The organism is Streptomyces sp. 4F14 (assembly GCF_048159485.1).
Classification (GTDB): Bacteria; Actinomycetota; Actinomycetes; order Streptomycetales; family Streptomycetaceae; genus Streptomyces.
Window position 1 is genome coordinate 184,970 of sequence record NZ_JBLRVY010000008.1, and the last position, 20,375, is coordinate 205,344.

The 20,375-nt window shown below is 71.6% G+C and carries 21 protein-coding genes; 16 read left to right on the forward strand and 5 right to left on the reverse strand.

What is annotated here, in order from left to right; all coding sequences use genetic code 11:
- Positions 1-98 precede the first annotated feature (98 nt).
- The 6 genes from ACLZOT_RS16155 (at position 99) to ACLZOT_RS16180 (ending at position 5,289) form a co-directional block, all read left to right on the forward strand.
- Positions 99-1,421, forward strand: a complete 1,323-nt coding sequence (locus ACLZOT_RS16155) for an ABC transporter substrate-binding protein (protein WP_416969589.1) — start codon at positions 99-101, stop codon at positions 1,419-1,421.
- Positions 1,418-2,344: a carbohydrate ABC transporter permease gene (locus ACLZOT_RS16160; protein ID WP_416969590.1), complete on the forward strand. Its 927-nt coding sequence runs from the start codon at positions 1,418-1,420 to the stop codon at positions 2,342-2,344. The genes ACLZOT_RS16155 and ACLZOT_RS16160 overlap by 4 nt, the downstream gene beginning before the upstream one ends.
- Positions 2,341-3,246 carry a carbohydrate ABC transporter permease gene (locus ACLZOT_RS16165; protein ID WP_416969591.1) on the forward strand — a complete coding sequence of 302 codons (906 nt, stop codon included), beginning with the start codon at positions 2,341-2,343 and terminating at the stop codon, positions 3,244-3,246. The genes ACLZOT_RS16160 and ACLZOT_RS16165 overlap by 4 nt, the downstream gene beginning before the upstream one ends.
- Entirely contained in the window at positions 3,243-4,274 is a 1,032-nt protein-coding gene (locus ACLZOT_RS16170; RefSeq protein WP_416969592.1) for a LacI family DNA-binding transcriptional regulator, read from the forward strand. The genes ACLZOT_RS16165 and ACLZOT_RS16170 overlap by 4 nt, the downstream gene beginning before the upstream one ends.
- 203 nt (positions 4,275-4,477) lie before the next feature.
- Positions 4,478-4,828: a VOC family protein gene (locus ACLZOT_RS16175; RefSeq protein WP_416969593.1), complete on the forward strand. Its 351-nt coding sequence runs from the start codon at positions 4,478-4,480 to the stop codon at positions 4,826-4,828.
- 65 nt (positions 4,829-4,893) lie between these two features.
- On the forward strand, positions 4,894-5,289 hold the full coding sequence (locus tag ACLZOT_RS16180; protein WP_416969594.1) for a MarR family winged helix-turn-helix transcriptional regulator: 396 nt from the start codon (positions 4,894-4,896) through the stop codon (positions 5,287-5,289).
- Between the two features lie 107 nt (positions 5,290-5,396).
- Here the strand turns inward: ACLZOT_RS16180 and ACLZOT_RS16185 are convergent, their stop codons facing one another.
- On the reverse strand, positions 5,397-6,245 hold the full coding sequence (locus tag ACLZOT_RS16185; RefSeq protein WP_416969595.1) for a LysR family transcriptional regulator: 849 nt from the start codon (positions 6,243-6,245) through the stop codon (positions 5,397-5,399).
- Positions 6,246-6,539: 294 nt separating this feature from the next.
- On the opposite strand from ACLZOT_RS16185, the gene ACLZOT_RS16190 reads away from it, so the two are divergent.
- Genes ACLZOT_RS16190 through ACLZOT_RS16230 form a run of 9 tightly spaced genes read left to right on the forward strand, consistent with a single transcriptional unit; the run spans position 6,540 to position 15,239 of the window.
- Positions 6,540-7,238, forward strand: coding sequence for an alpha/beta hydrolase (locus ACLZOT_RS16190; protein ID WP_416969596.1), 699 nt, complete (start codon positions 6,540-6,542; stop codon positions 7,236-7,238).
- Positions 7,235-8,077: a sulfurtransferase gene (locus ACLZOT_RS16195; protein ID WP_416969597.1), complete on the forward strand. Its 843-nt coding sequence runs from the start codon at positions 7,235-7,237 to the stop codon at positions 8,075-8,077. Before ACLZOT_RS16190 ends, ACLZOT_RS16195 begins: the two co-directional genes overlap by 4 nt.
- A 14-nt stretch (positions 8,078-8,091) precedes the next feature.
- On the forward strand, positions 8,092-8,925 hold the full coding sequence (locus ACLZOT_RS16200) for an ABC transporter permease (RefSeq protein ID WP_416969598.1): 834 nt from the start codon (positions 8,092-8,094) through the stop codon (positions 8,923-8,925).
- A gap of 2 nt (positions 8,926-8,927) precedes the next feature.
- A complete protein-coding gene (locus ACLZOT_RS16205; RefSeq protein ID WP_416969599.1) occupies positions 8,928-9,644 on the forward strand; it encodes an ABC transporter ATP-binding protein in 717 nt (238 codons plus the stop codon).
- Positions 9,641-10,606, forward strand: coding sequence for an ABC transporter substrate-binding protein (locus ACLZOT_RS16210; protein WP_416969600.1), 966 nt, complete (start codon positions 9,641-9,643; stop codon positions 10,604-10,606). The genes ACLZOT_RS16205 and ACLZOT_RS16210 overlap by 4 nt, the downstream gene beginning before the upstream one ends.
- Before the next feature lie 27 nt (positions 10,607-10,633).
- Positions 10,634-11,737, forward strand: a complete 1,104-nt coding sequence (locus ACLZOT_RS16215; protein ID WP_416969601.1) for an LLM class flavin-dependent oxidoreductase — start codon at positions 10,634-10,636, stop codon at positions 11,735-11,737.
- A gap of 27 nt (positions 11,738-11,764) precedes the next feature.
- Positions 11,765-12,757: an ABC transporter substrate-binding protein gene (locus ACLZOT_RS16220; RefSeq protein ID WP_416969602.1), complete on the forward strand. Its 993-nt coding sequence runs from the start codon at positions 11,765-11,767 to the stop codon at positions 12,755-12,757.
- Entirely contained in the window at positions 12,754-13,860 is a 1,107-nt protein-coding gene (locus tag ACLZOT_RS16225) for an acyl-CoA dehydrogenase family protein (RefSeq protein ID WP_416969603.1), read from the forward strand. The genes ACLZOT_RS16220 and ACLZOT_RS16225 overlap by 4 nt, the downstream gene beginning before the upstream one ends.
- Positions 13,857-15,239 carry an FAD-binding oxidoreductase gene (locus ACLZOT_RS16230; RefSeq protein ID WP_416969604.1) on the forward strand — a complete coding sequence of 461 codons (1,383 nt, stop codon included), beginning with the start codon at positions 13,857-13,859 and terminating at the stop codon, positions 15,237-15,239. Before ACLZOT_RS16225 ends, ACLZOT_RS16230 begins: the two co-directional genes overlap by 4 nt.
- Before the next feature lie 71 nt (positions 15,240-15,310).
- Here the strand turns inward: ACLZOT_RS16230 and ACLZOT_RS16235 are convergent, their stop codons facing one another.
- A complete protein-coding gene (locus ACLZOT_RS16235) occupies positions 15,311-15,856 on the reverse strand; it encodes a cysteine hydrolase family protein (protein WP_416969605.1) in 546 nt (181 codons plus the stop codon).
- 171 nt (positions 15,857-16,027) lie between these two features.
- On the reverse strand, positions 16,028-16,816 hold the full coding sequence (locus ACLZOT_RS16240) for an IclR family transcriptional regulator (protein ID WP_416969606.1): 789 nt from the start codon (positions 16,814-16,816) through the stop codon (positions 16,028-16,030).
- Positions 16,817-17,060: 244 nt separating this feature from the next.
- Between ACLZOT_RS16240 and ACLZOT_RS16245 the strand changes: the two genes are divergently transcribed.
- A complete protein-coding gene (locus tag ACLZOT_RS16245) occupies positions 17,061-17,876 on the forward strand; it encodes an AraC family transcriptional regulator (protein ID WP_416969607.1) in 816 nt (271 codons plus the stop codon).
- A 265-nt stretch (positions 17,877-18,141) separates the two neighbouring features.
- On the opposite strand, the gene ACLZOT_RS16250 is transcribed toward ACLZOT_RS16245, so the two are convergent.
- Both ACLZOT_RS16250 and ACLZOT_RS16255 read right to left on the reverse strand, forming a co-directional pair.
- The gene (locus tag ACLZOT_RS16250; RefSeq protein ID WP_416969608.1) at positions 18,142-19,092 is read right to left on the reverse strand and encodes a dTDP-glucose 4,6-dehydratase; all 951 of its coding nucleotides are present in this window, start codon (positions 19,090-19,092) and stop codon (positions 18,142-18,144) included.
- Positions 19,089-20,363, reverse strand: coding sequence for a nucleotide disphospho-sugar-binding domain-containing protein (locus ACLZOT_RS16255; RefSeq protein ID WP_416969609.1), 1,275 nt, complete (start codon positions 20,361-20,363; stop codon positions 19,089-19,091). Before ACLZOT_RS16255 ends, ACLZOT_RS16250 begins: the two co-directional genes overlap by 4 nt.
- Positions 20,364-20,375 lie beyond the last annotated feature (12 nt).

The following is a 20,375-nucleotide window of genomic DNA, read 5'->3' on the forward strand; positions in this document are numbered from 1 at the left end:
AAGCATGACGGGGCACTGCGACGGGCAGTGTCCGAGGTCATGCGCATCGCATGGCAGGCCCTCGCGTGAGGCGGGGGCCCAGGTCAGGGGAGAGTTCCATGCCGAACACGAAGCGCCGTCGCCTCGTGGCAACCGCCATCGCCGTCACGCTCGGCGCCACCGCGCTCGCCGCGTGCGGGTCGTCCGACGACGACGGCGGGTCCGAGTCCTCCGGTCCGGTCTCGCTGACGTACTGGACCTGGACGCCCGGCATGGACAAGGTCGTCAAACTCTGGAACGACGGCCCCGGCAAGACCGCCCAGATCAAGGTCACCGCCCAGAAGCAGGCGGGCGGCGACGACCTGGTGACCAAGGTCCTCACCGCGCACAAGGCGGGCATCGGCCCCGACCTGGTGCAGGCCGAGTACCAGGCGGTGCCGACGCTGGTCTCCAACGACGTCCTTGCCGACATCTCCAAGAACGTCGGCGACGCGAAGTCCAAGTTCGCCGACGGCGTCTGGCAGCAGGTCACGCTGGGCACGAACGCCGTCTACGCGCTCCCCCAGGACGTCGCGCCGATGATGTTCTACTACCGCCAGGACCTCTTCAAGCAGTACGGCCTCACCGTCCCCACCACCTGGGAGCAGTTCGCCGAGACGGCCCGGACGCTGAAGAAGAAGTCCCCGGGCACCGACCTGACGACGTTCTCCGCGAACGACTCGGGCCTCTTCGCGGGCCTCGCCCAGCAGGCCGGCGCCAAGTGGTGGACGACCTCCGGCACCAAGTGGAAGGTCGGCATCGACGACGCGGCGACGCAGAAGGTCGCCGACTTCTGGGGCGGCCTCGTGAAGGAGGACGCCATCGACAACCAGCCGATGTACACGGCGTCCTGGAACAACGCGCTCAACACCGGCAAGCAGATCGCCTGGGTCTCCGCCGTGTGGGCGCCCGGCACCCTGACCACCGCCGCCCCCTCCACGAAGGGCAAGTGGGCCGTGGCCCCGCTCCCCCAGTGGTCGGCGAGCGACAACGTCACCGGCAGCTGGGGCGGTTCCTCGACCGGCGTGACGACCGACTCGAAGCACAAGTCGGCCGCCGCGAAGTTCGCCACCTGGCTGAACACGGACGGCGACGCCCTCAACGCGCTCGCCAAGGAGAGCGGGATCTACCCGGCGTCCTCCTCCGCGCAGCTCTCCGGCGCGTTCACCACGCCGCCGGAGTTCTTCGCCAACCAGCCCGACTTCTACAAGGTCGCCGCGAACGTCGCCAAGACCACGGCGCCCTCCGCGTGGGGCCCGAACGTCAACAAGGCGTACACCACGTTCAAGGACGCGTTCGGCGCCGCCGCCAAGAACAAGTCGGACTTCGGCGCCGCGCTCAAGGAGATGCAGTCCGTCACCGTCGCCGACATGAAGAAGCAGGGCTTCGAGGTCTCCGAGTGAAAACCGCACGCCGGCAGTCGTACGGGGTCAAGTCGGCCCCGTACGCCTTCCTCCTCCCCGGAATCGTCCTCTTCGCCCTGTTCTTCGCGCTGCCCATCGGGTACGCGGTCTACCTGAGCTTCCGCAAGGCGCACGTCTCGGGCCTCGGCCTCGGGTCGGGGGCCCGTAAAGAGGTCTGGGCGGGGCTGGAGAACTACACCAACGCCGTCTCCGACAGCGAGCTGCTGCACGGCGCGCTGCGCGTCCTCGGGTACGGCTGCATCGTCGTCCCCGTCATGCTGGGCCTCGCGCTGCTGTTCGCGCTGATGCTGGACGCGGACAAGGTGCGGTTCACGCCGTTCACGCGGCTCGCGATCTTCCTGCCGTACGCCATTCCCGGTGTGGTCGCCGCCCTGCTGTGGGGCTTCCTGTACCTGCCGGACGTCAGCCCGTTCTACTGGATCCTCGACAAGCTGGGGATGCCGCAGCCGGATCTGCTGGACGGCGGGCCGCTGTACCTCGCGCTGTCGAACATCGCGGTGTGGGGCGGCACCGGCTTCAACATGATCGTCATCTACACGGCGCTCCAGTCGATCCCGGCCGAGGTGTACGAGGCCGCGAAGCTCGACGGGGCGACGCCGCTGCAGATCGCCCTGAAGATCAAGATCCCGATGGTGGCGCCGTCGCTGGTGCTGACGTTCTTCTTCTCGATCATCGCCACGCTCCAGGTGTTCAACGAGCCGACGACCCTCAAACCGCTCACCAACTCCGTGTCCACGACGTGGAGTCCGCTGATGAAGGTCTACCAGGACGCCTTCGGCAACGGTGACATCTACAGCGCCGCGGCCCAGGCCGTGATCATCGCCTTCGCCACGCTGGTGCTCTCCTTCGGCTTCCTGCGCGCCGCGAACCGCCGCTCCAAGCAGGAGGAGGGAGCCCGATGAGTTCTCTTGCCGTCCAGAAGGTCCCCTCGGCCGCCGACACGACGGGTACGGCGCAGAAGAAACCGCCGCTGCGCAGCCGTATCGCGCTGGTCCCGACGGTCGCGCTGCTGATCGGGGCGATCTACTGTCTGCTGCCGGTCGCCTGGGTGGTCGTCGCGTCCACCAAGTCCGGCAGCGAACTCTTCTCGACGTTCTCGTTCTGGCCCGGTTCGGGCTTCGTCGACAACGTCAAGGAGCTCAACGCCTACCGGGACGGCGTCTACTGGCAGTGGATGGCCAACTCGGCCCTCTACGCCGGGGTCGGCGCGCTGCTGTCGACGGTTGTGTCCGCGTTCAGCGGGTACGCGCTCGCGATCTACCGGTTCCGGGGCCGCGAGTCGATGTTCAGCATCCTGCTCGCGGGTGTGCTGATGCCGCCGATCATCCTCGCCATCCCGCAGTACCTGCTGATGGCGAAGGCGGGTGTCACCGACTCGTACATCTCGGTGATGCTGCCTCAGATCCTCTCCCCGTACGGCGTCTACCTGGCGCGCATCTACGCGAGCGCGGCGGTCCCTGCGGACGTCGTCGAGGCCGGGCGGATGGACGGCGCGAGCGAGTGGCGGATCTTCACCCGGATCGCGCTGCCGATGATGGTCCCCGGTCTGGTGACGGTGTTCCTGTTCCAGTTCGTCGCGATCTGGAACAACTTCCTGCTGCCGTACATCATGCTCAGCGACGACACCAAGTTCCCCATCACGCTTGGGCTGTTCACGCTCCTCCAGCAGGGCGCGTCGGCTCCCGCGCTGTACACGCTGGTGATCACCGGCGCGTTCCTCGCGGTGATCCCGCTGGTGGCGCTGTTCCTGGTCATTCAGCGGTTCTGGAGCCTGGATCTGCTGTCCGGGGCCGTAAAGTCATGACCATGAGCACTCCGGGGGGCAGGCGCAAGCCGCCGACCATCCACGACGTGGCCCGCGAGGCGGGTGTCTCCCGCGGCACCGTCTCACGGGTCCTCAACGGCGGCCACTACGTGAGCCCTTCGGCCCAGGAGGCGGTCAACGCCGCGATCCGCAGGACGGGTTACGTCGTCAACCGGCACGCCCGCTCGCTGATCACCGGCCGCTCCGACTCCGTCGGCTTCCTGCTGACGGAGCCTCAGGAGAGGTTCTTCGAGGACCCCAACTTCAATGTCCTGCTGCGGGGTTGCACCCAGGCGCTGGCCACGCACGACGTGCCGCTGCTGCTGATGCTGGCCGCCACCGAGGACGAACGGCGGCGCATAACGCGCTACATCACCGCGGGGCACGTCGACGGGGTGCTCCTCGTCTCCAGCCACTCCGGCGACCCGATCGCGCAGGAGCTGCGGGAGGCGGGCGTACCGCTCGTCGCCTGCGGCAAGCCGATCGGCATCGGGTCGAAGGTGTCGTACGTCGCCGCCGACGACCGCGACGGTGCCCGCGACATGGTCCGCCACCTCCTCTCCCTCGGCCGCCGGCGCGTCGGTGTCGTCACCGGTCCGCTGGACACGCCGGGCGGGGTGGAGCGGCTCGCCGGGTACCGGGAGGTGCTCGCGCAGGCCGACATCGCGTACGACGAGCGGCTCGTCGTGTCCGGGGACTACAGCCGGGCCAGCGGGGAGGCGGGGGCGCGGGCGCTGCTGGAGCGGGTGCCGGATCTGGACGCCGTGTTCGTCGCGTCCGACCTGATGGCGCAGGGGGTGCTGGCCGTGCTGCGGGACGCGGGGCGCCGGGTGCCGGAGGACGTCGCGGTCGGCGGGTTCGACGACTCGCCCGCCGCCGTCGCCTCCAACCCTCCGCTCACGACGATCCGCCAGCCCTGGGACCGGATCAGCAGCGAGATGGTGCGGGTGCTGCTCGCGCAGATCGGCGGGGAGGACCCGGCGGCGGTGATCCTGCCGACGGAGCTGGTGAAGCGGGACTCGACGTGACCTGAGACGGGCAGGCGCGTCCGCCGGGGAGGGTGGGGCGCGTCTGCCTGAAGGGGTGCGTGGGCCGCGGGGGAGCCCGCGCGCCCCTTCTTTTTTCTGTGCGGTTCTGTGCGGCGGACCGGTCAGGATCGGAGAAGCGGATCTCCGGCGCCCGGCCTAGCGTGGTGGGCACAGCACGAGCCCCGACCCGCGAGGAGCACCCCATGTCCGCCGGACTTCAGACGATCATCTACCCCGTCAAGGACCTGACCGGCGCGAAGGCCGTGTTCGGCGCGCTGCTCGGCGTCGAGCCGTACGCGGACACGCCGTACTACGTCGGGTACAAGGCCGAGGGCCAGGACATCGGCCTCGACCCGAACGGCCACGGCAAGGGCATGACCGGGCCGGTCCCCTACTGGCACGTCACCGACCTGCGCGAGCGCCTCGCGGCCCTCCTCGACGCGGGCGCCGAACTCCTCCAGGACGCCCAGGACGTCGGCAACGGCCGGCTGATCGCGTCGGTGAAGGACGCGGACGGGAACCTCGTCGGCCTCCTCCAGGACCCGGTTGCCTGAGTACTACATGCATCCGCACAAGTTGCACGATCAATGACACTTCATTTCGGTGTTACGGTCGGTTCATGGCAGCGAACGCGACCGCGACGGCCCTTGAGGACCGGTGGCGGGACATTCTGACGGTCCACGCCCGCACGCTCTGCGAGATCGACCGCGCCCTGCACCCCCACGGCCTCGGCGCCAGCGACTTCGAGGTCCTCGACCTCCTCGCCGCCGAGGCACCGCGCCACGGCGACCAGTGCCGCGTACAGAACCTGGTCGGCCGTGTCCATCTCAGCCAGAGCGCGTTGTCGCGGCTCATCGGGCGGCTGGAGAAGGACGGGCTGGTGGAGCGGTCGGTGTGCGTGGAGGACCGGCGGGGGGTGTATGTGTCGCTGACGGAGAAGGGGCGGGCGCTGCACGCGCGGGTGCTGCCGCTGCAACGGGCGGCGCTGGAGCGGGGGTTGGGGGCGCAGGCGTAGGAGCGGACGGGCTCCGGCGATCGTGCGTGCGCCTGCGCGGCGGGTGCGTGGCGGGTGTGTTCGAACACCTCCCGGGACCCGTCACCCTCGTGGCTCACCCGCACCCCTCATGCCAGCAACCCCCGCACCGCCTCGAACGCCGCCTGGGCCGTCGCCCGGTCCGTCCGGGGGCTCGCGAGGGCGCTCATCGGGATCGGGGGGACCGGGGGCAGGCCGGCGCAGGGGGTGAGGCCGTCCGGGGCCGGGCCCACGGCGGCGAGGAGGGCCACGCCCTGGCCCGTACGGGCGATGTCGAGGACCCCCGCGAGGTACCCGGCGTCGCCGACGACGGTCGCGGGGACGCCGTGGGCCGCCAGGGTCGAGATCGCCCGGCGCCGGATCGCGCACGGGTCCTCGATCGCGACCAGCGGGACCGGCGCGGGGGCCGGCGGGCGCCGCCAGCCGGGGCGGGCGTGCCAGGTCAGGGGGAGGCCGCCGACGGGTGTGCCCTCGGTCGCCGCCGCCTCGGTGACGTACACGGCGACGTCGACCGTGCCCCGCTCCACCGCCTCCACGAGCCGGGCCGAGCGGTCGATGCGGTAGCGGACGCGGCAGCCGGGGCCGACCGCCTGGACGGCGGCGGTGAGGCGGGGCAGGAACTGGTCGGCGGCGTGTTCGGTGGAGCCGATCGTGATCGTGTCGCTCTCGATGTCGAGGAGCGTGCGGACGGCTTCGTCGTGGACGGCGAGGACGCGGCGGGCCTGTTCGAGGAGGCCGCGCCCGGCCGGGGTGAAGCGGGTGCCCCGGCCCTCGCGTTCGACGACCGGGCGGCCGAGGGTCTTCTCCAGTCGCCGGACGTGCTGGCTGACGGCGGACTGGCTGAGCGCGAGCGCCTCGGCGGCGCGGTGGAAGCCGCCGTGGTCGGCGATCGCGGTGAGGCTGCGCAGGGCCACGATGTCGAGCACGGGTCGGGACATGCCGTGACCGTAACCGCTCACCGTGATCGATCGCGATGGCTGATCGGTTTCGATATCGAATCGTCGTTGGACGCGTCCGGTCACGAACGGCCATCATGAACGCATGCTGTTCACGACCCCTTCCGCTGCCCTTCTGACGCAGCGCCGAGTCATCGACTTCGGCGTCGCGTGCAGCGCGCGCTGTCGCTGAACCTCTTCTCTCCCCCCCCTGCGGCTGATCCGTACGCGCTGACCCGCGCGTGACGGCCGCTGTCCCCTGCGTTCTTCTCCTCATTTCACGGGAGTGGTCCACCCATGCCCTCTGCTGCCCCTTTCTCCTGGGACGAACCCGAAGGTCTCGCCGCGCGCGGCACGCTGATCGTGCTGGCGGGCCGTGGTGAACACGGCGGTGTGTACGAGCGGTTCGGCCGCCGTCTCGCCTTCGACGCGTACCGGGTGCGCGCCCTCGGCGACGCCTCCACCGACCCGGCGGTCCTCGACGAGGCCGCCAAACTCCTCGCGGACGAGTCGCTGCCGGGCCCGAAGGTCCTGGTCGGCTCGGACACGGGCGCCGCGTACGCCGCACAGCTCGCCGCCGAACACCCGGGCGCGGCGGCGCTGATCCTCGCGGGTCTGCCCACCCGCCCCTGGAGCGCGGGGAGTTGGGAGGAGGAGGCCGAGGCGCGCACCGCGTGCCCGACGCACCGGGGCCGCCTCACGAACGACCCGGCCTTCCGCCGGGGCGCCCTCGACGCGGCCCCGGACACGCCGCGCCTCGACCTGGTGAGCGTCCCGGTCCTGGCGCTGCACGGCGCCGCCGACACGGTGAGCCCGCTGGAGTCGGCGCGCGCGGTGTACGCGGACCACGCGGTGGAGCTGGTGACGTTCCGGGACGGCCGGCACGACGTCCTGAACGACGCCCTGCACCGCACGGCCGCCGCGACGGTCGTCCTCTTCCTGGAACGCCTGCGCCTGTCCCCCGAACTCGCCCCGATCGCCGAGGGGTTGGCATGAGTGTGACGATCACGGCCGAGGAACTGACCGCCCGGCTCGCCTCCGCGCGGCCCCCGGTGGTCCTGGACGTCCGCTGGGCGCTGGGCGACCCGTACGGCCGCGACCACTACGCCGACGGACACATCCCCGGCGCCGTGTACGTGGACCTGGACACGGAGTTGGCGTCCCCGCCGACCCGCGAGGGCGGCCGGCATCCACTGCCGGACATCGCGAACCTCCAGGCCGACGCCCGCCGTTGGGGGATCGACGAGGGCACGCCGGTCGTGGTGTACGACGACCTCGGCAACACGGCGGCGGCGCGGGCCTGGTGGCTCCTTCGGTACGCCGGTGTCGCCGACGTCGCCCTGCTGGACGGGGCGTTGGGCGCGTGGCGGGCCGCCGGGCTGCCGCTGGAATCCGGTGTCCCGGCGGACCCAGTGCCGGGGGACGTGGTCCTCACGGCAGGCAAGCTACCGGTGACCGACGCGGACGGGGCCCGTCGACTCGCCGCCGAGGGGCTCCTGTTGGACGCGCGGGCCGGTGAACGCTACCGGGGCGAGGTCGAGCCGGTGGACCCGCGCGCCGGGCACATTCCGGGCGCGGTGTCGGCGCCGACCGGGGAGAACCTCGCGGCGGACGGACGGTTCCTGCCGGCCGAGGAGCTGCGGAAGCGGTTCGCGGAGAAGGGCGCCGACAGCGGCGTACAGGTCGGGGTGTACTGCGGGTCGGGGGTGACGGCGGCGCATCAGATCGCCGCGCTGGAGATCGCGGGCTTCGACGGCGTGCTGTTCCCGGGGTCCTGGTCGGCGTGGTCGGCGGACCCGGACCGTCCGGTCGCGACCGGTGGGGGTGCGCCGTGACAACGGTGGAAGCTGTGCGCGTCCCGGGTGACGCCACGTCGCGGGTGACGCTGCGCGGGTCGGCGAAGACGGTGCGGCGGTTCAACGTGCCGCGTTCCGTGCGGCGTTCGGCGGGGCCGGTCGGACTCGTCCTGCTGTGGTTCCTGACGTCGGTGACGGGGCTGCTGCCGGAGTCGGTGCTCGCCTCGCCGGTCGATGTCCTCAAGCAGGCGGCGGAGTTGACGAAGTCCGGTGAACTCCCCAGCGCCATCGCGGCGTCGGGGCGGCGCGCGGCGACCGGGTTCGTGATCGGTGCCGTGATCGCGCTGACGCTGGCGCTGCTCGCGGGGCTGTTCCGGCTCGGGGAGGACGTCATCGACTCCTCGATGGGCATGTTCCGGGCGATCCCCTGGGTGGGTCTGATCCCGCTGTTCATCGTGTGGTTCGGCATCGAGGAGACCCCGAAGATCGCGCTGGTCGCGCTCGGTGTGACGTACCCGCTGTACTTCAACATCTACGGCGGCATCCGCTCGACGGACGCCGGGCTCGTGGAGGCCGCGCGGATGATGGGGCTCGGCCGGCTCGGGCTGATCCGGTACGTGATCCTGCCGAGCGCGCTGCCCGGTGCCCTCGTGGGGCTCCGGTACGCCCTGTCGACGGCGTGGCTGGCGCTGGTCTTCGCCGAGCAGGTCAACGCGGACGCCGGGCTCGGCTACCTGATGAGCAACGCGCAGCAGTACTTCCGTACGGACGTGATCGTGCTGTGCCTCGCCGTGTACGCGCTGCTGGGGCTCGCCTGCGACTTCGCGGTGCGGGTGCTGTCGCGCCGGCTGCTGCGGTGGCGGGCCGACTTCGAGGGGGAGGCGTAGAGATGGGCAACAGCGTGGAGATCAGGGGGCTTTCGAAGTCCTTCGACGGGAACACGGTGCTGCACGACCTCCAACTCGACATCCGGGACGGCGAGTTCGTGGCGCTGCTCGGGCACAGCGGGTGCGGTAAGTCGACGTTGCTGCGGATTCTCGCCGGGCTGGACGAGGAGATCGACGGCGAGGTGACGGTCCCGCTGCGGCGCAGTGCGGCGTTCCAGTCGCCGCGCCTGCTCCCGTGGCTGAAGGTGTGGCGCAACGTGGTCCTCGGGCTGCCGGGGCGGGTGGACCGCGAGCTGGCGCTCCGGGCGCTGGGCGAGGTCGGGATCGCGGAGCGGGCGGACGTCTGGCCGAAGACGCTTTCCGGCGGGCAGGCCCAACGCGTGTCGCTGGCAAGGGCGTTGGTGCGCGAGCCCGAACTCCTGCTGCTGGACGAGCCGTTCGGGGCGCTGGACGCGCTGACCCGCGGCAAGGTGCAGCAACTGGTCGCCGAACTCTGGCGTTCGCACGGCTGCGCGATCCTCCTGGTCACGCACGACGTGGAAGAGGCGCTACTCCTCGCCGACCGCATCCTCGTCATGGACGAGGGCCGGATAGCGCACGAGCTGACGGTGGACCTCCCCCGCCCGCGCGACCTCACGGCCCCCGGTTTCGTATCGCTGCGCGCCCGTCTCCTGGGCTGGCTGGGCGTCACCCGCACTCTGGAAGGAACCCCCTCGTGATCCGCCGACTCGCGGCCGCCGCGCTGACGTTGACCGCTCTCCTGTCCCTGACCGCGTGCGGCGGGGACGCGGACGCCTCCTCGGCGAAGGGCCAGGTCACCCTGACGATCGGGGACCAGGCGAAGACGCTCCAGACGATCGTCGCCGCGTCGGACGCGCTCAAGGGCGCGGACTACAAGGTGAAGTGGGCGGAGTTCGAGGGCGCGGCCCCGCTGTTCCAGGCGGTTCAGGCGGGCGCGGCCGACACGACGTACGCGGCGGACCTGCCGACGCTCCAAGCGCTCAGCGGGGGCGTGAAGTTCAAGAACGTCGCCGCGCTGAAGAACGACGGCCGGCACGTGGGGATCGTCGTCCGCAAGGACTCGGGGATCACCGGCGTCGCGGATCTGAAGGGCCAGAAGGTCGTCGTCTCCTCGGCGAAGGGCAGCATCGCCGAGTACCTTCTCGCGAACGCGCTGCGGCAGGCGGGCCTCAAGTACTCCGACGTCCAGGTGCAGTACCTGCTGCCGACGGACGCGCAGGCGGCCTTCGCCTCGGGGAAGATCAAGGTCTGGGCGATCTTCGGCGTCTACCAGGCGGTGGCCCTCGACCAGGGCGGCAAGCTGATCGTGGACGGCGCGGACGGCCGGGTCAGCGGCTACGGCTTCATCGGCGCGTCGGAGAAGACCCTCGCGGACCCCGCGCGCAAGGCGGCGCTCGGCGACTTCCTCAAGCGGCTCGGCACGGCGCTGAAGTGGACCAGCACGCACCAGGACGCGTACGCGCGGGCGATCCAGGAGCGCAACGGCGCGGACGCGTCGATCGCCAGGACGCTCGCGTCGGCCGCGTACAGCCAAGTCCTGCCGGTGACACCGGAGATCGACGAGACCGTGCAGGGCGTCGCCGACCTCATGAACGGGATCGGGGTGCTGGAGCCCAACGTCGAGGTGGCCTCGGCAGCCGACACGTCCGTCCTCAAGTGACCTTCTTCTCCCAGGGAGTCGACCACCATGCCTGTCGAGTTCATCAGCGCCGTCCACACCGACGCGGGCGCCTCAGGACCGGCCGCCGCGAGCCGGACCGGCCTCGACGTCGGCCATCTCCGCACGTACGCGCGGGCGTTGGACGACGGAGGGTTCGACCACACGCTCGTCGCCTACCACTCGGCTTCGCCCGACGCGTTCCAGATCGCGCAGTTCGTCGCGACGCACACGGAGCGGGTGCGGCCCATCCTGGCCCACCGGCCCGGGGTGATCTTCCCGACCCACGCGTCCCGGGCGCTCGCCACGCTGGACCAGATCAGCCGGGGACGGCTGACCGTGCACATCATTTCCGGGGGAAGTGAAGAGGAACAGCACCGGGAAGGGGATTACCTCGGCAAGGCCGAACGGTACGAGCGGTCGGACGAATACATCCAGATTCTGCGGAAGGTGTGGGAGTCCGAAGGGCCCGTATCCCACGAGGGGAAGTATTTCCGGTTCGAGGGGTACCACTCCGACGTGAAGCCGGTGAACGGGCTCATCCCGATTTCCGTAGGCGGATCGTCTCAGGACGCTTACCGGGTCGGCGGACAGCAGGGAGACATCTTCGGCCTGTGGGGTGAACCCCTCAAGGAGACCGCCGAACAGATCGCCTCCGTCAATGCCGTGGCCGATGCGGCGGGCCGCCCCCGCCCTCGGATCTGGGTGTCGTTCCGGCCGATCATCGCACCCACGGACGAACTGGCGTGGGAGAAGGCACGCCGCACACTCGGGGTGCTCAAGGACCAAGCCAGGAACACGGAGTTGCTGCGGCATTACAAAACCGAGGGACGCCCCGCGAACGTCGGATCACAACGGCTTCTCGACATCGCGGACCGAGGAGAGATCCACGACCGCTGCCTGTGGACCGCACCGGCGGTGGCGACGAACGCGGCGGGCGCGTCCACGGCGTTGGTGGGCTCGCCGGAGACGGTGGCCAAGGCCCTCCTGGACTACGTGGACATCGGCTGCGACCTGCTGTCCATCAGGGGGTACGACCCCCTGAACGACGCGATCGACTATGCGCGGTTCGTCTTGCCGTTGGTCCGGCAGGAGCTGGCCCATCGGGCCGGTCCGGGATCTCAGGCCGCCTGAACGCCCCTCAAGAACCTGGAGAACCCCGTGCTGTTTCGCCCCGCCCCACGCGCCTCCCTCCTCCTCACCGTTCTCCTCCTGCCGGTGGCCACCGCCTGCGGCGGTAATGCACAAGCAGATTCCGACGTAACCCTCCGAGTAGGCGCCACAGGCTGGAAAGTCGAGGAAGCGGTCCTGGAATTCGCGAACCTCGACGACACCCCGTACAACGTCAAATGGAGCGTCTTCCAGGGCGGCGACAAACAACTCGAAGCCGTCCGGGCCGGAGCCCTCGACCTGGCTTCCTCCAGCGAGATCCCGCCCATTTTCGCCGCCGCCGACGGAAAGCCGAACTTCAAGGTCGTAGCGGTCCAGTTGGGAGCCACTCTCAACCAGGAAGTCATCGTCCCCAAGAACTCAAAGGTCGCCGGCATCGCCGGCCTCAAGGGCAAAACCGTCGGCTACGTGAAGAACACCACCGCCCACTACTTCCTGTACGAACTCCTCAAGCAATCGGGCCTCAAGTGGTCCGACATCAACGCCAAACCCCTCCTCCCCAATGACGGCCTGGCCGCCCTGAACGGCGGCTCGATCGACGCGTTCGCCTCCTACGGCACATCCGTCATCACGGCGCACCAGCAGGGCGCGAGGACCATCGGCTCGGGTGCGGACATCCTCTCGGGCAACTTCCTGTGGTCGGCGAAGGACAGCGTGCTGAAGAGCGAGGCGCAGAAGGAAGCGGCGGCGGACCTGATCGCGCGGATCTCGAAGGCGTACGCGTACGTGCGGGACGGCCACCAGGCGGAGTTCGCGAAGGTGATCGCCCAGAACACGCACCAGCCGGTGAAGCAGGCCGAGGACGACTTGGCGGCCCAGCAGAAGCAACGCCCCACCCGGGCAAGGCCGGTGGACACGGCGGCGACGGCATCGGAGCAGCAGGTCGCGGACGCGTTCACCGAACTCGGCGCCCTCGACTCCCGCCTGGACGTGGCGAAGTTCTGGACGACGGACCTCAACGCCGACCTGAGGAAGGCCCTGTGACCGCCCGCATGGCGCAACTCGCCGCCGAGTACGACCGGTCCGCCGCCTTCCCGTCCGAGTCCCTGTCGATCGCGCACACGGAGGGCCTGCTGACGGCGACGATCGGGGAGCGGTACGGCGGCTGGGGCGCGGGGGTGGAGGAGTCCGCGCGGATCCTGCACAGGCTGGGCCGCCTGGACCCCTCGGTGGCGCTGATCGCGGCGATGACCCTGGCCACGCACGCACGCCAGGCGGCACAGCCGCACTGGCCGCAGGAGCTGTACGCGCGCGTGGTGAAGGAGTCGTTCGCCCGCCCGGTGCTCGTCAACCACGCGCGCGTGGAACCCGATCTGGGCTCTCCCGCACGCGGCGGACTCCCCTCGACACGGGCGCGGCGGACGGCGGACGGCTGGTCGGTCGAGGGAACCAAGCGTTTCGTGACGGGCGCGGAGGGCCTGGACTGGTTCCTGGTGTGGGCGACGACCGACGAGGACGACCCGCGCGTGGGGACGTTCCTGGTCCCGGGCGACGCGCCGGGGATCGAGATCACCGGCCGCTGGGACCAGTTGGGCCTGCGCGCGAGCGGCAGCCACGACGTGACGTTCCGGGGCGTGGAGGTGCCGTACGAGCAGGTGATCGGTCTGGGCCCGTACGGCCGGGGCGCCGAGCAGGACAATCGCGCGGGCGCGGCGCTGCATCTGCCGCTGGCGGCGCTGTACCTGGGCGTGGCGAGGGCGGCGCAGGACTTCTTCCGGACCTTCGCGCACGCGCGCGTGCCGGCGAACCTGGGGCACGCGGTGGCTCGTACGGAACGGTTCAGGCGGACGGCCGGGGAGATCGAGGTGCTGCTCGCGGGCGCCGAGGAGCTGGTGTTCGGCGGGGCGGCGCGACTGGACGCGGGGGACACGTCGTACACGCCGGAACAGGCGCTGGGCGCGCGGGTGCTGGCGGACCGGCACGGGGTGCGGGCGGTGGAGCTGGCGGTGCGGCTGCTGGGCAACCCGGGGCTGGCGCGGGACAACCCGCTGGAGCGGCACTTCCGGGACGTGCAGTGCGCGCCGGTGCACGCGCCGCAGGAGGACGTGTCGTTGCTGGCGATCGGCGGGAAGGCACTGGGGCTGTGAGCGCGCCCGTGGGTACGTCGGCGGTCGCGCCCGCGCGCGTGCTGGGCCTGCTCGCGCGGGACCTTCCGCCGGAGTGCCTGAGCACGGACCCGCACGCGCTGGCCGCGCACTGCACGGACCGCTCGGGGACCCGCCCGGACGGGCTGCCGCTGGCGGTGGTGCACGCGCGGCGCGTGCAGGACGTCGGCACGGTGCTGCGGCACGCCCACTCCCTGGGCGTGCCGGTCGTCCCCCGGGGTGCCGGTACGGGGCTGTCCGGGGGCGCGTCGGCCGGTGAGGGCTCCTTGGTGCTCGACCTGTCGGGGATGGACCGGATCCTCGAACTCGACGCCGAGGACCAGCTCGCGGTCGTGGAGGCGGGTGTCGTCACGGCCGACCTGGACCGCGCGGCGGGCGCGCACGGCTTGCAGTACGCGCCCGATCCGGCGAGCGCGGCGTGGTCGACGATCGGCGGGAACATCGCGACCAACGCGGGCGGGCTGCGGTGCGCGAAGTACGGGGTGACCCGGGACAGCGTGCTCGGCCTGGAGGCGGTGCTCGCGGACGGGACGGTCGTACGGACGGGCCGCCGGACCGTCAAGGGGGTGACCGGGTACGACCTGACGGCGCTGCTGACGGGTTCGGAGGGAACCCTTGCCGTGATCACGTCGGCGACGCTGCGGCTGCGGCCGGTGCCGGTCGCGTCGGCGACGCTGGCGGCGTGGTTCGCGTCGTTCGAGGCGGCGGCCCGGGCGTCGTACGCGATCTCGCGCGCGGGCGTGGTGCCGGCGTTGGCGGAGTTGCTGGACGGGCCGGTGCTGGAGGCGGTCGATCCGGCGCTCAGGGCGCGCGGTGAGGCGCTGTTGGTGGTGCAGTGCGACGGGGCGGGTGCGGGGGTGGAGGCGGCGGCGGTCGCGGAGGTGCTGGCGCCGTTCGCGACGGCCGTGGAGCGGACCGAGGATCCCGCCGAGGCGGAGGCGCTGCTCGCGGCGCGCAGGCAGGCGCTGCCGGCGCTGGAGCGGCTGGGGCGGCCGTTGATCGAGGACATCGCCGTGCCCCGGTCGCGGCTCGCGCAGGCGGCGCGGGAGATCCGGGCGATCTCGGCGCGGCACGGTGTGCCGGTGTTCACGCTGGCGCACGCCGCCGACGGCAACCTGCACCCGATCGTCGTCGTGGACCCGGCGCTCGACCGGCTCCCGGACGCCGCGTGGGAGGCCGCCGGGGAGATCTTCGCGCTGGCGCTGCGGCTGGGCGGCACGCTCACCGGGGAGCACGGGGTGGGGGTGCTGAAGCGGCAGTGGGTCGCGGAGGAGCTGGGGCCGGCGGCGTACGGGCTCCACCGCCGCGTGAAGGAGGCGCTGGACCCGCTGGGCATCCTGAACCCGGGGAAGGGGTTCTGAGGGGTTCTGGGGGGGCACAGGGGGCCTCCCAGCGGGTTTCTGACGCCCTCCGGCGGGTTTCTGACGCCCTCTCAGCGGCCCAGCAGGGCCCTCACCCCCGCCACCGTCGTCACCTTGATCAGCGGCTGGCAGAGGTCCATCATGTCCAGGGCCTTCGCGTGGGCGGTGTCGTTGGCGCCCGCGCAGGCGTCGGCGGCGACGAGGACCTCGACGCCGGCGTCGGCGGCGGCGAGGGCGGTGGCCAGGACGGAGCGGTCGGTGCTGACGCCGGCCAGGACGAGGCGGCCGTGCGGGGCGACGCGTTCGGCGAGCGCGGGGGTCCACTTGCCGAAGGCGGGGGCGTCCAGGACCTGTGGCGCGAGGGCGCAGAAACCGTCCGTCAGATGCCACAGGGCCGCGTCCGGCGGCTGGAGGGCGAACGGCCACTGGGCGTAGTACGCGCGCCAGGCGCCGGCCGGTTCCCCGGGGGCGACGAAGCGGGTGAAGGTGACGTCGTCCCCGAAGGCCGACAGCAGCCGTCGTACCCCGGTCGCGGCCTCGCGGTAGCGGGGTGCCGCCCAGGGGCTCGTGGGGTCGGCGAAGACGTGCTGCATGTCGATGACGGCGAGGTGGGTCATATCGCGGCCTCCCGGGCGCGCACGCGGGCCGGGGCGGTGCCGGTGGTACCGGTGGTGCCGGTGTCCTGAGGGTCCGTCATCGTCTGCTGTCTGCCTGTCTTCCGGGGCGGGCGCGAGGGGTCGTCCGGATCAGTCCTACCCGGCCTGAGCCCCTCGCGCACCGTGTGGATCTCAGGCTCCCATCTCGGTCCAGCTGAACCCGACGGCACGCAGTTCGAGCGCGATGGCGGCGGCCGCCGCGTGCAGGTGGGGTGCGGTGCGGGCGGGCTGGACGACCTCGGGGGAGCCGCTGACGCCGAGGGCGGCGACGACGGTCCCGCGCGCGTCGCGCACGGGTACGGCGTGGCTGCTGCGGCCCGGGGTGAACGCGCCGTGCAGGAGGGCGTGTCCCTCGCGGCGTACCCGGATCAGTCCGCGGCGCAGTTCGCTGACGTCGGTGACGGTGGCCGTGGTGTAGGCGCGCAGGGGCGGCATCAGGGCCTCCTGCTGGGCGGTCTCGTCGGCGTGGGCGAGCAGGACCAGGCCGACGCCGGTGGCGTGCAGGGGGATGCGGCGGCGTTCGAGGGTCCCGCAGGCGGGGTGGCGCGGTTCGCCGGCGACGTGGGCCAGGCAGACGCTCTCGCAGCCGTCGCGGATGGCGATGGTCGCGGCGGCGGAGGTCTGCTGGGCGAGGGCGACGAGGTGGGGGTGGGCCGCGTCGACGAAGTGGGAGGCGCGCGGTGCCAGGGAGGCGGTCTCCCACAGGCGCAGGCCGATGCTGTAGCCGCCGTCGGCGGCGCGTTCCAGGGCTCCCCAGGCGTTCAGCTTGTTGACGATGCGGTAGACCGTGGCGACGGGCAGGCCGCAGCGCCGGCTGATGTCGCTGAGGGACAGGGTCCGGTTGTCCGGGTCGAAGGCGGCAAGGATGCTCAGCGTCCGGTCGACGACCGAACGCTCCGGGGAGGAGTGGGGAGTGGTCATCCCGTTCAGATTCCTTTCACCTTCATGACAAGGGTGCTTACGGGGTGCGTGTTGACACGTGCGCACACCCAAGCGGCACGTGAGGAACCAGAAGTGATCCGGCATCGGGCGACCACGTCTATGATTGAACCCTCAAGTGCAGTGGAGAAAGGTCGATTCCGGAACGCCCATGGTCGATTTCGCATCGTTAGCGATCCCCGTCGTCCCCTTCTCTCCCCTCTGCCGGCCGGGACTCGGTCTCGCGGTGACCTCGCTGAGCGTGCTGCGGGGCCTCGGGGACATGGAGTTCCTCAGCGCGCCGCACCGCCTGGACTTCCATCAGGTCCTGTTGGCGACGGAAGGCGGAGGGAACTATTCCATCGACTCCCACCCGTTCACGGTCCGTCCGGGAACCCTGTTGTGGACCCGCCCCAACCAGGTCGTGCAGTTCGCGCCGGGGCCGGACATGGACGCGGACATCATCATGTTCACGGAGTCGTTCCCGCTGGGCCTGAGCGCGCACATGGCGATGCTCGACGACGTCCTGCGGCCCTCGCACTGGCGGCTGGGGGAAGGTGAACTCACCGCGTTCCGAAGGGTTTTGGACCTGCTGGAGGAGGAGTTCGAGCGCCCGGACCAAGGGCTCGGCGAGGAGTTGCTGAAGCATCTGCTGGCCGTCGTCCTGCTGCACATCGACCAGATGTGCCGGCTGCGCCACAAGGAGACGTCCGCGTTCAGCGGCGAGCACGGCGAACTGTTCCTGCGGTTCCGCCGCGAGCTGGACCGTTCGTTCCGTTCGACGAGGCTGGTCGAGGAGTACGCGGCGGCGCTGAGCTGCTCCACGCGCGCGCTGTCGCGGGCCTGCCGCGCGGTCGCGGGGACGTCGACGAAGGACGTGATCGACGCCCGGGTGGCGCTGGAGGCGCGGCGGTTACTGGTCCACACGGACCTGCCGATCAACGCCATCGCGCGGCAGCTCGGATTCTCCGAGGTGACCAACTTCGGCAAGTTCTTCGTGCGTCGCGTGAATATGACACCCGGAGCGTTCCGCCGTGAGTCAAAAAGGGGGCACCAGGCGTGATTCGGGCACCTCGGACCCGCTTAGTCGTTCAGCCGCTCTATTAAGGGCGGAGATCTACGCCCGTAAACCTGGATTTCTTTCCACTGTTCGGAAGAACGGTTGTTCCGGATTACCAAAAGTGGCAAGACTGTGCCCTGCGTGCTTCGGGCGACCTTCCGTTGCACCAGAGCGAGTCCGTGCCCAATAGTCCGAACCTTTGCGAATGGGGCGGTGCAATACGGCGCGGGGCCGAGGGACCCCCATCCCCTGCCCTCGGCCCCGCGCGTCAGGCCGCCGCCGTCGCCGCCTCGCGCGCGCGGCGTGCGGCGGTCCACCAGCCGGGGTGGTCGCGGTACCAGTCCACGGTGTCCGCGAGCCCCCGCTCGAAGGGAACGGTGGGCGCCCAGCCCAGCTCCTCGCGGATCCGGCCGTCGTCGAGCACGGCGCGCACCGCGCGCGGGGGTACGGCGCCGTCGTGCCCTCCCGCGCGCGTGCCGGTCAGTGCGCGCAGGCGTTCGGCGAGGGCGGCGGGCGCGACCGGCTCGCCGCCGACGTGGTAGGTCTCCCCCGCGCGGCCCCGGTTGAGGACCAGGTGGACGGCGCGGCAGTGGTCGTCGACGTGCAGCCATTCCCGCACGGCCGCGCCGTCGTAGGGCCGTGGGCGGACGTCCTCCAGGAGGGCCGTCACAAGGCGCGGGAGCGGGCGGTCCGGCTGCTGGCGGGGGCCGTAGCAGACCGCGGAGCGGGTGACGGACAGGTCGACGCCGTGGGTGTGCCAGGCGGAGCGGGCGACGAGGTCGGCGGCGGCCCGGGAGGTCGCGTACGGCGTGACGGGGTTCAGGGGGTGTTCCTCCGTCCTCGGGGCGTCGTCGGCCACGGGCGGGCCGTAGACGTCGGCCGTGGAGACCACGACCGTCCGCTCCACGCCGCTGCCCCGGATCGCGTCGAGGAGGGTGTGGGTGCCCAGGACGTTCGTGCGGACGAGTTCCGCGGTGTCCGCGCGCGTGGTGTCGGCGAAGTGGACGACGGCGTCGTGGCCGGGCAGCAGGTCGCGCAGGAGGAACGGGTCGCCCACGTCTCCCCGGACGGCCTCCACGCGCGCGTGGCGCTCCGGTACGGGCCGGGTGTCGAGGGCGGTGACCCTGGCCCCCTCCCAGCCGCGGTAGGCGCCGGCCAGGAGGGAGCGGACGAAGTGGGAGCCGGCGAACCCGGCGGCTCCCGTGACGAGGATCCTCACGCGCGGGCCTCCTCCCGGTACCGGGCGACGAGCTTCTCCAGGACGGGCACGACGTCGGCGGGGACCGGCGCGGCGAGCGTCTGCTCGTACAGGCGGCGGGCGCCCTCCTTGAAGGACGGCTCGTCGAGGAGGCGGGCGACCTGCTTGCTGAGGGTGTCGGCGTCGAGGGCGCCGGTGTCGGCGACGAGGCCCGCGCCGGTCTGCTCGACGTGCCGCGCGTTCTGCGGTTCGTCCCAGGCGACGACGGGGACGACGAGCTGGGGCACCTGGTGGGCGACGGCGGCCGTGAACGTGCCCGTGCCGCCCTGGTGGACGATCACGGACGTCGTCGGCAGGACCTGGTTGAGGGGCACGTACTCGACCGTGCGGACGTTGGCGGGGAGCGTCACGTCGGGGGCGAGCTGCCCCCTGCCGAGCGTCGCGACGACCTCCACGTCGAGTTCGGCGACGCGCTCCAGGAACTCCGGCGCGGGGAAGACGGTGCCGCCGCCGATCATCCGGCGGCTGACGCCGAGGGTGAGCACCACGCGCGGGCGCTCCGGTTCGCCGCGCAGCCAGTCGGGGAGTACGGAGGAGCCGTTGAAGGGCAGGCGGCGCACGGGGATCGCGGGCAGCTTCAGCGGGGGCCGCATGGCGGGCGGGACGAGGTCGAGGCTCCACTGGCCGAGGAGGGTGTCGTCGCTGAAGGCGAGGCCGTGGCGGGCGAGCAGCGGGTCGAGCCACTTCAGCCAGTCGTGGCGGCCGGGGGTCTCGGCCTCGGTGAGTTCGTGCAGGGCGGCGATGCTGTCGAGGCCCCAGACGAGGCGGGCGTGCGGGGTGCCCGTCACGCGCGCGGCGATCGCCGCCGGGATCACCAGCTTGTCCCACAGGATCAGGTCGGGCTTCCAGGAGCGGGTGAAGGCGATCAGCTCGTCGAGGAACGAGCCGTTCTCGTCGGGCTCCGGGTAGGCGAAGGAGAACATCCCGCCGAGCAGGGCGCGGGCGGCGTGCCAGTCGGCCGCCTCGCCCGGGTGGGCCGGGTCGAAGCGCCAGGCGTCGGCGAAGGCCATCAGACCCTGCTGCATGGCCTCCGGGGGCGGCCCGCCGACGGCGGGCCCGAGGGGTACGGCGGTGAGGCCGGCCTCGGTGATGTTGCCGATGATCGCCGGGTCGAGGGCGCCTTCCTGGCAGGCGACGACGACCTCGTGGCCGGCGCCGTGCAGCGCCCAGGCGAGGGGGACCATCGTGTGCAGGTGGGCGGTCGCGGGGAACAGCGTGAACAGGACGCGCATGACGGGTCTCCG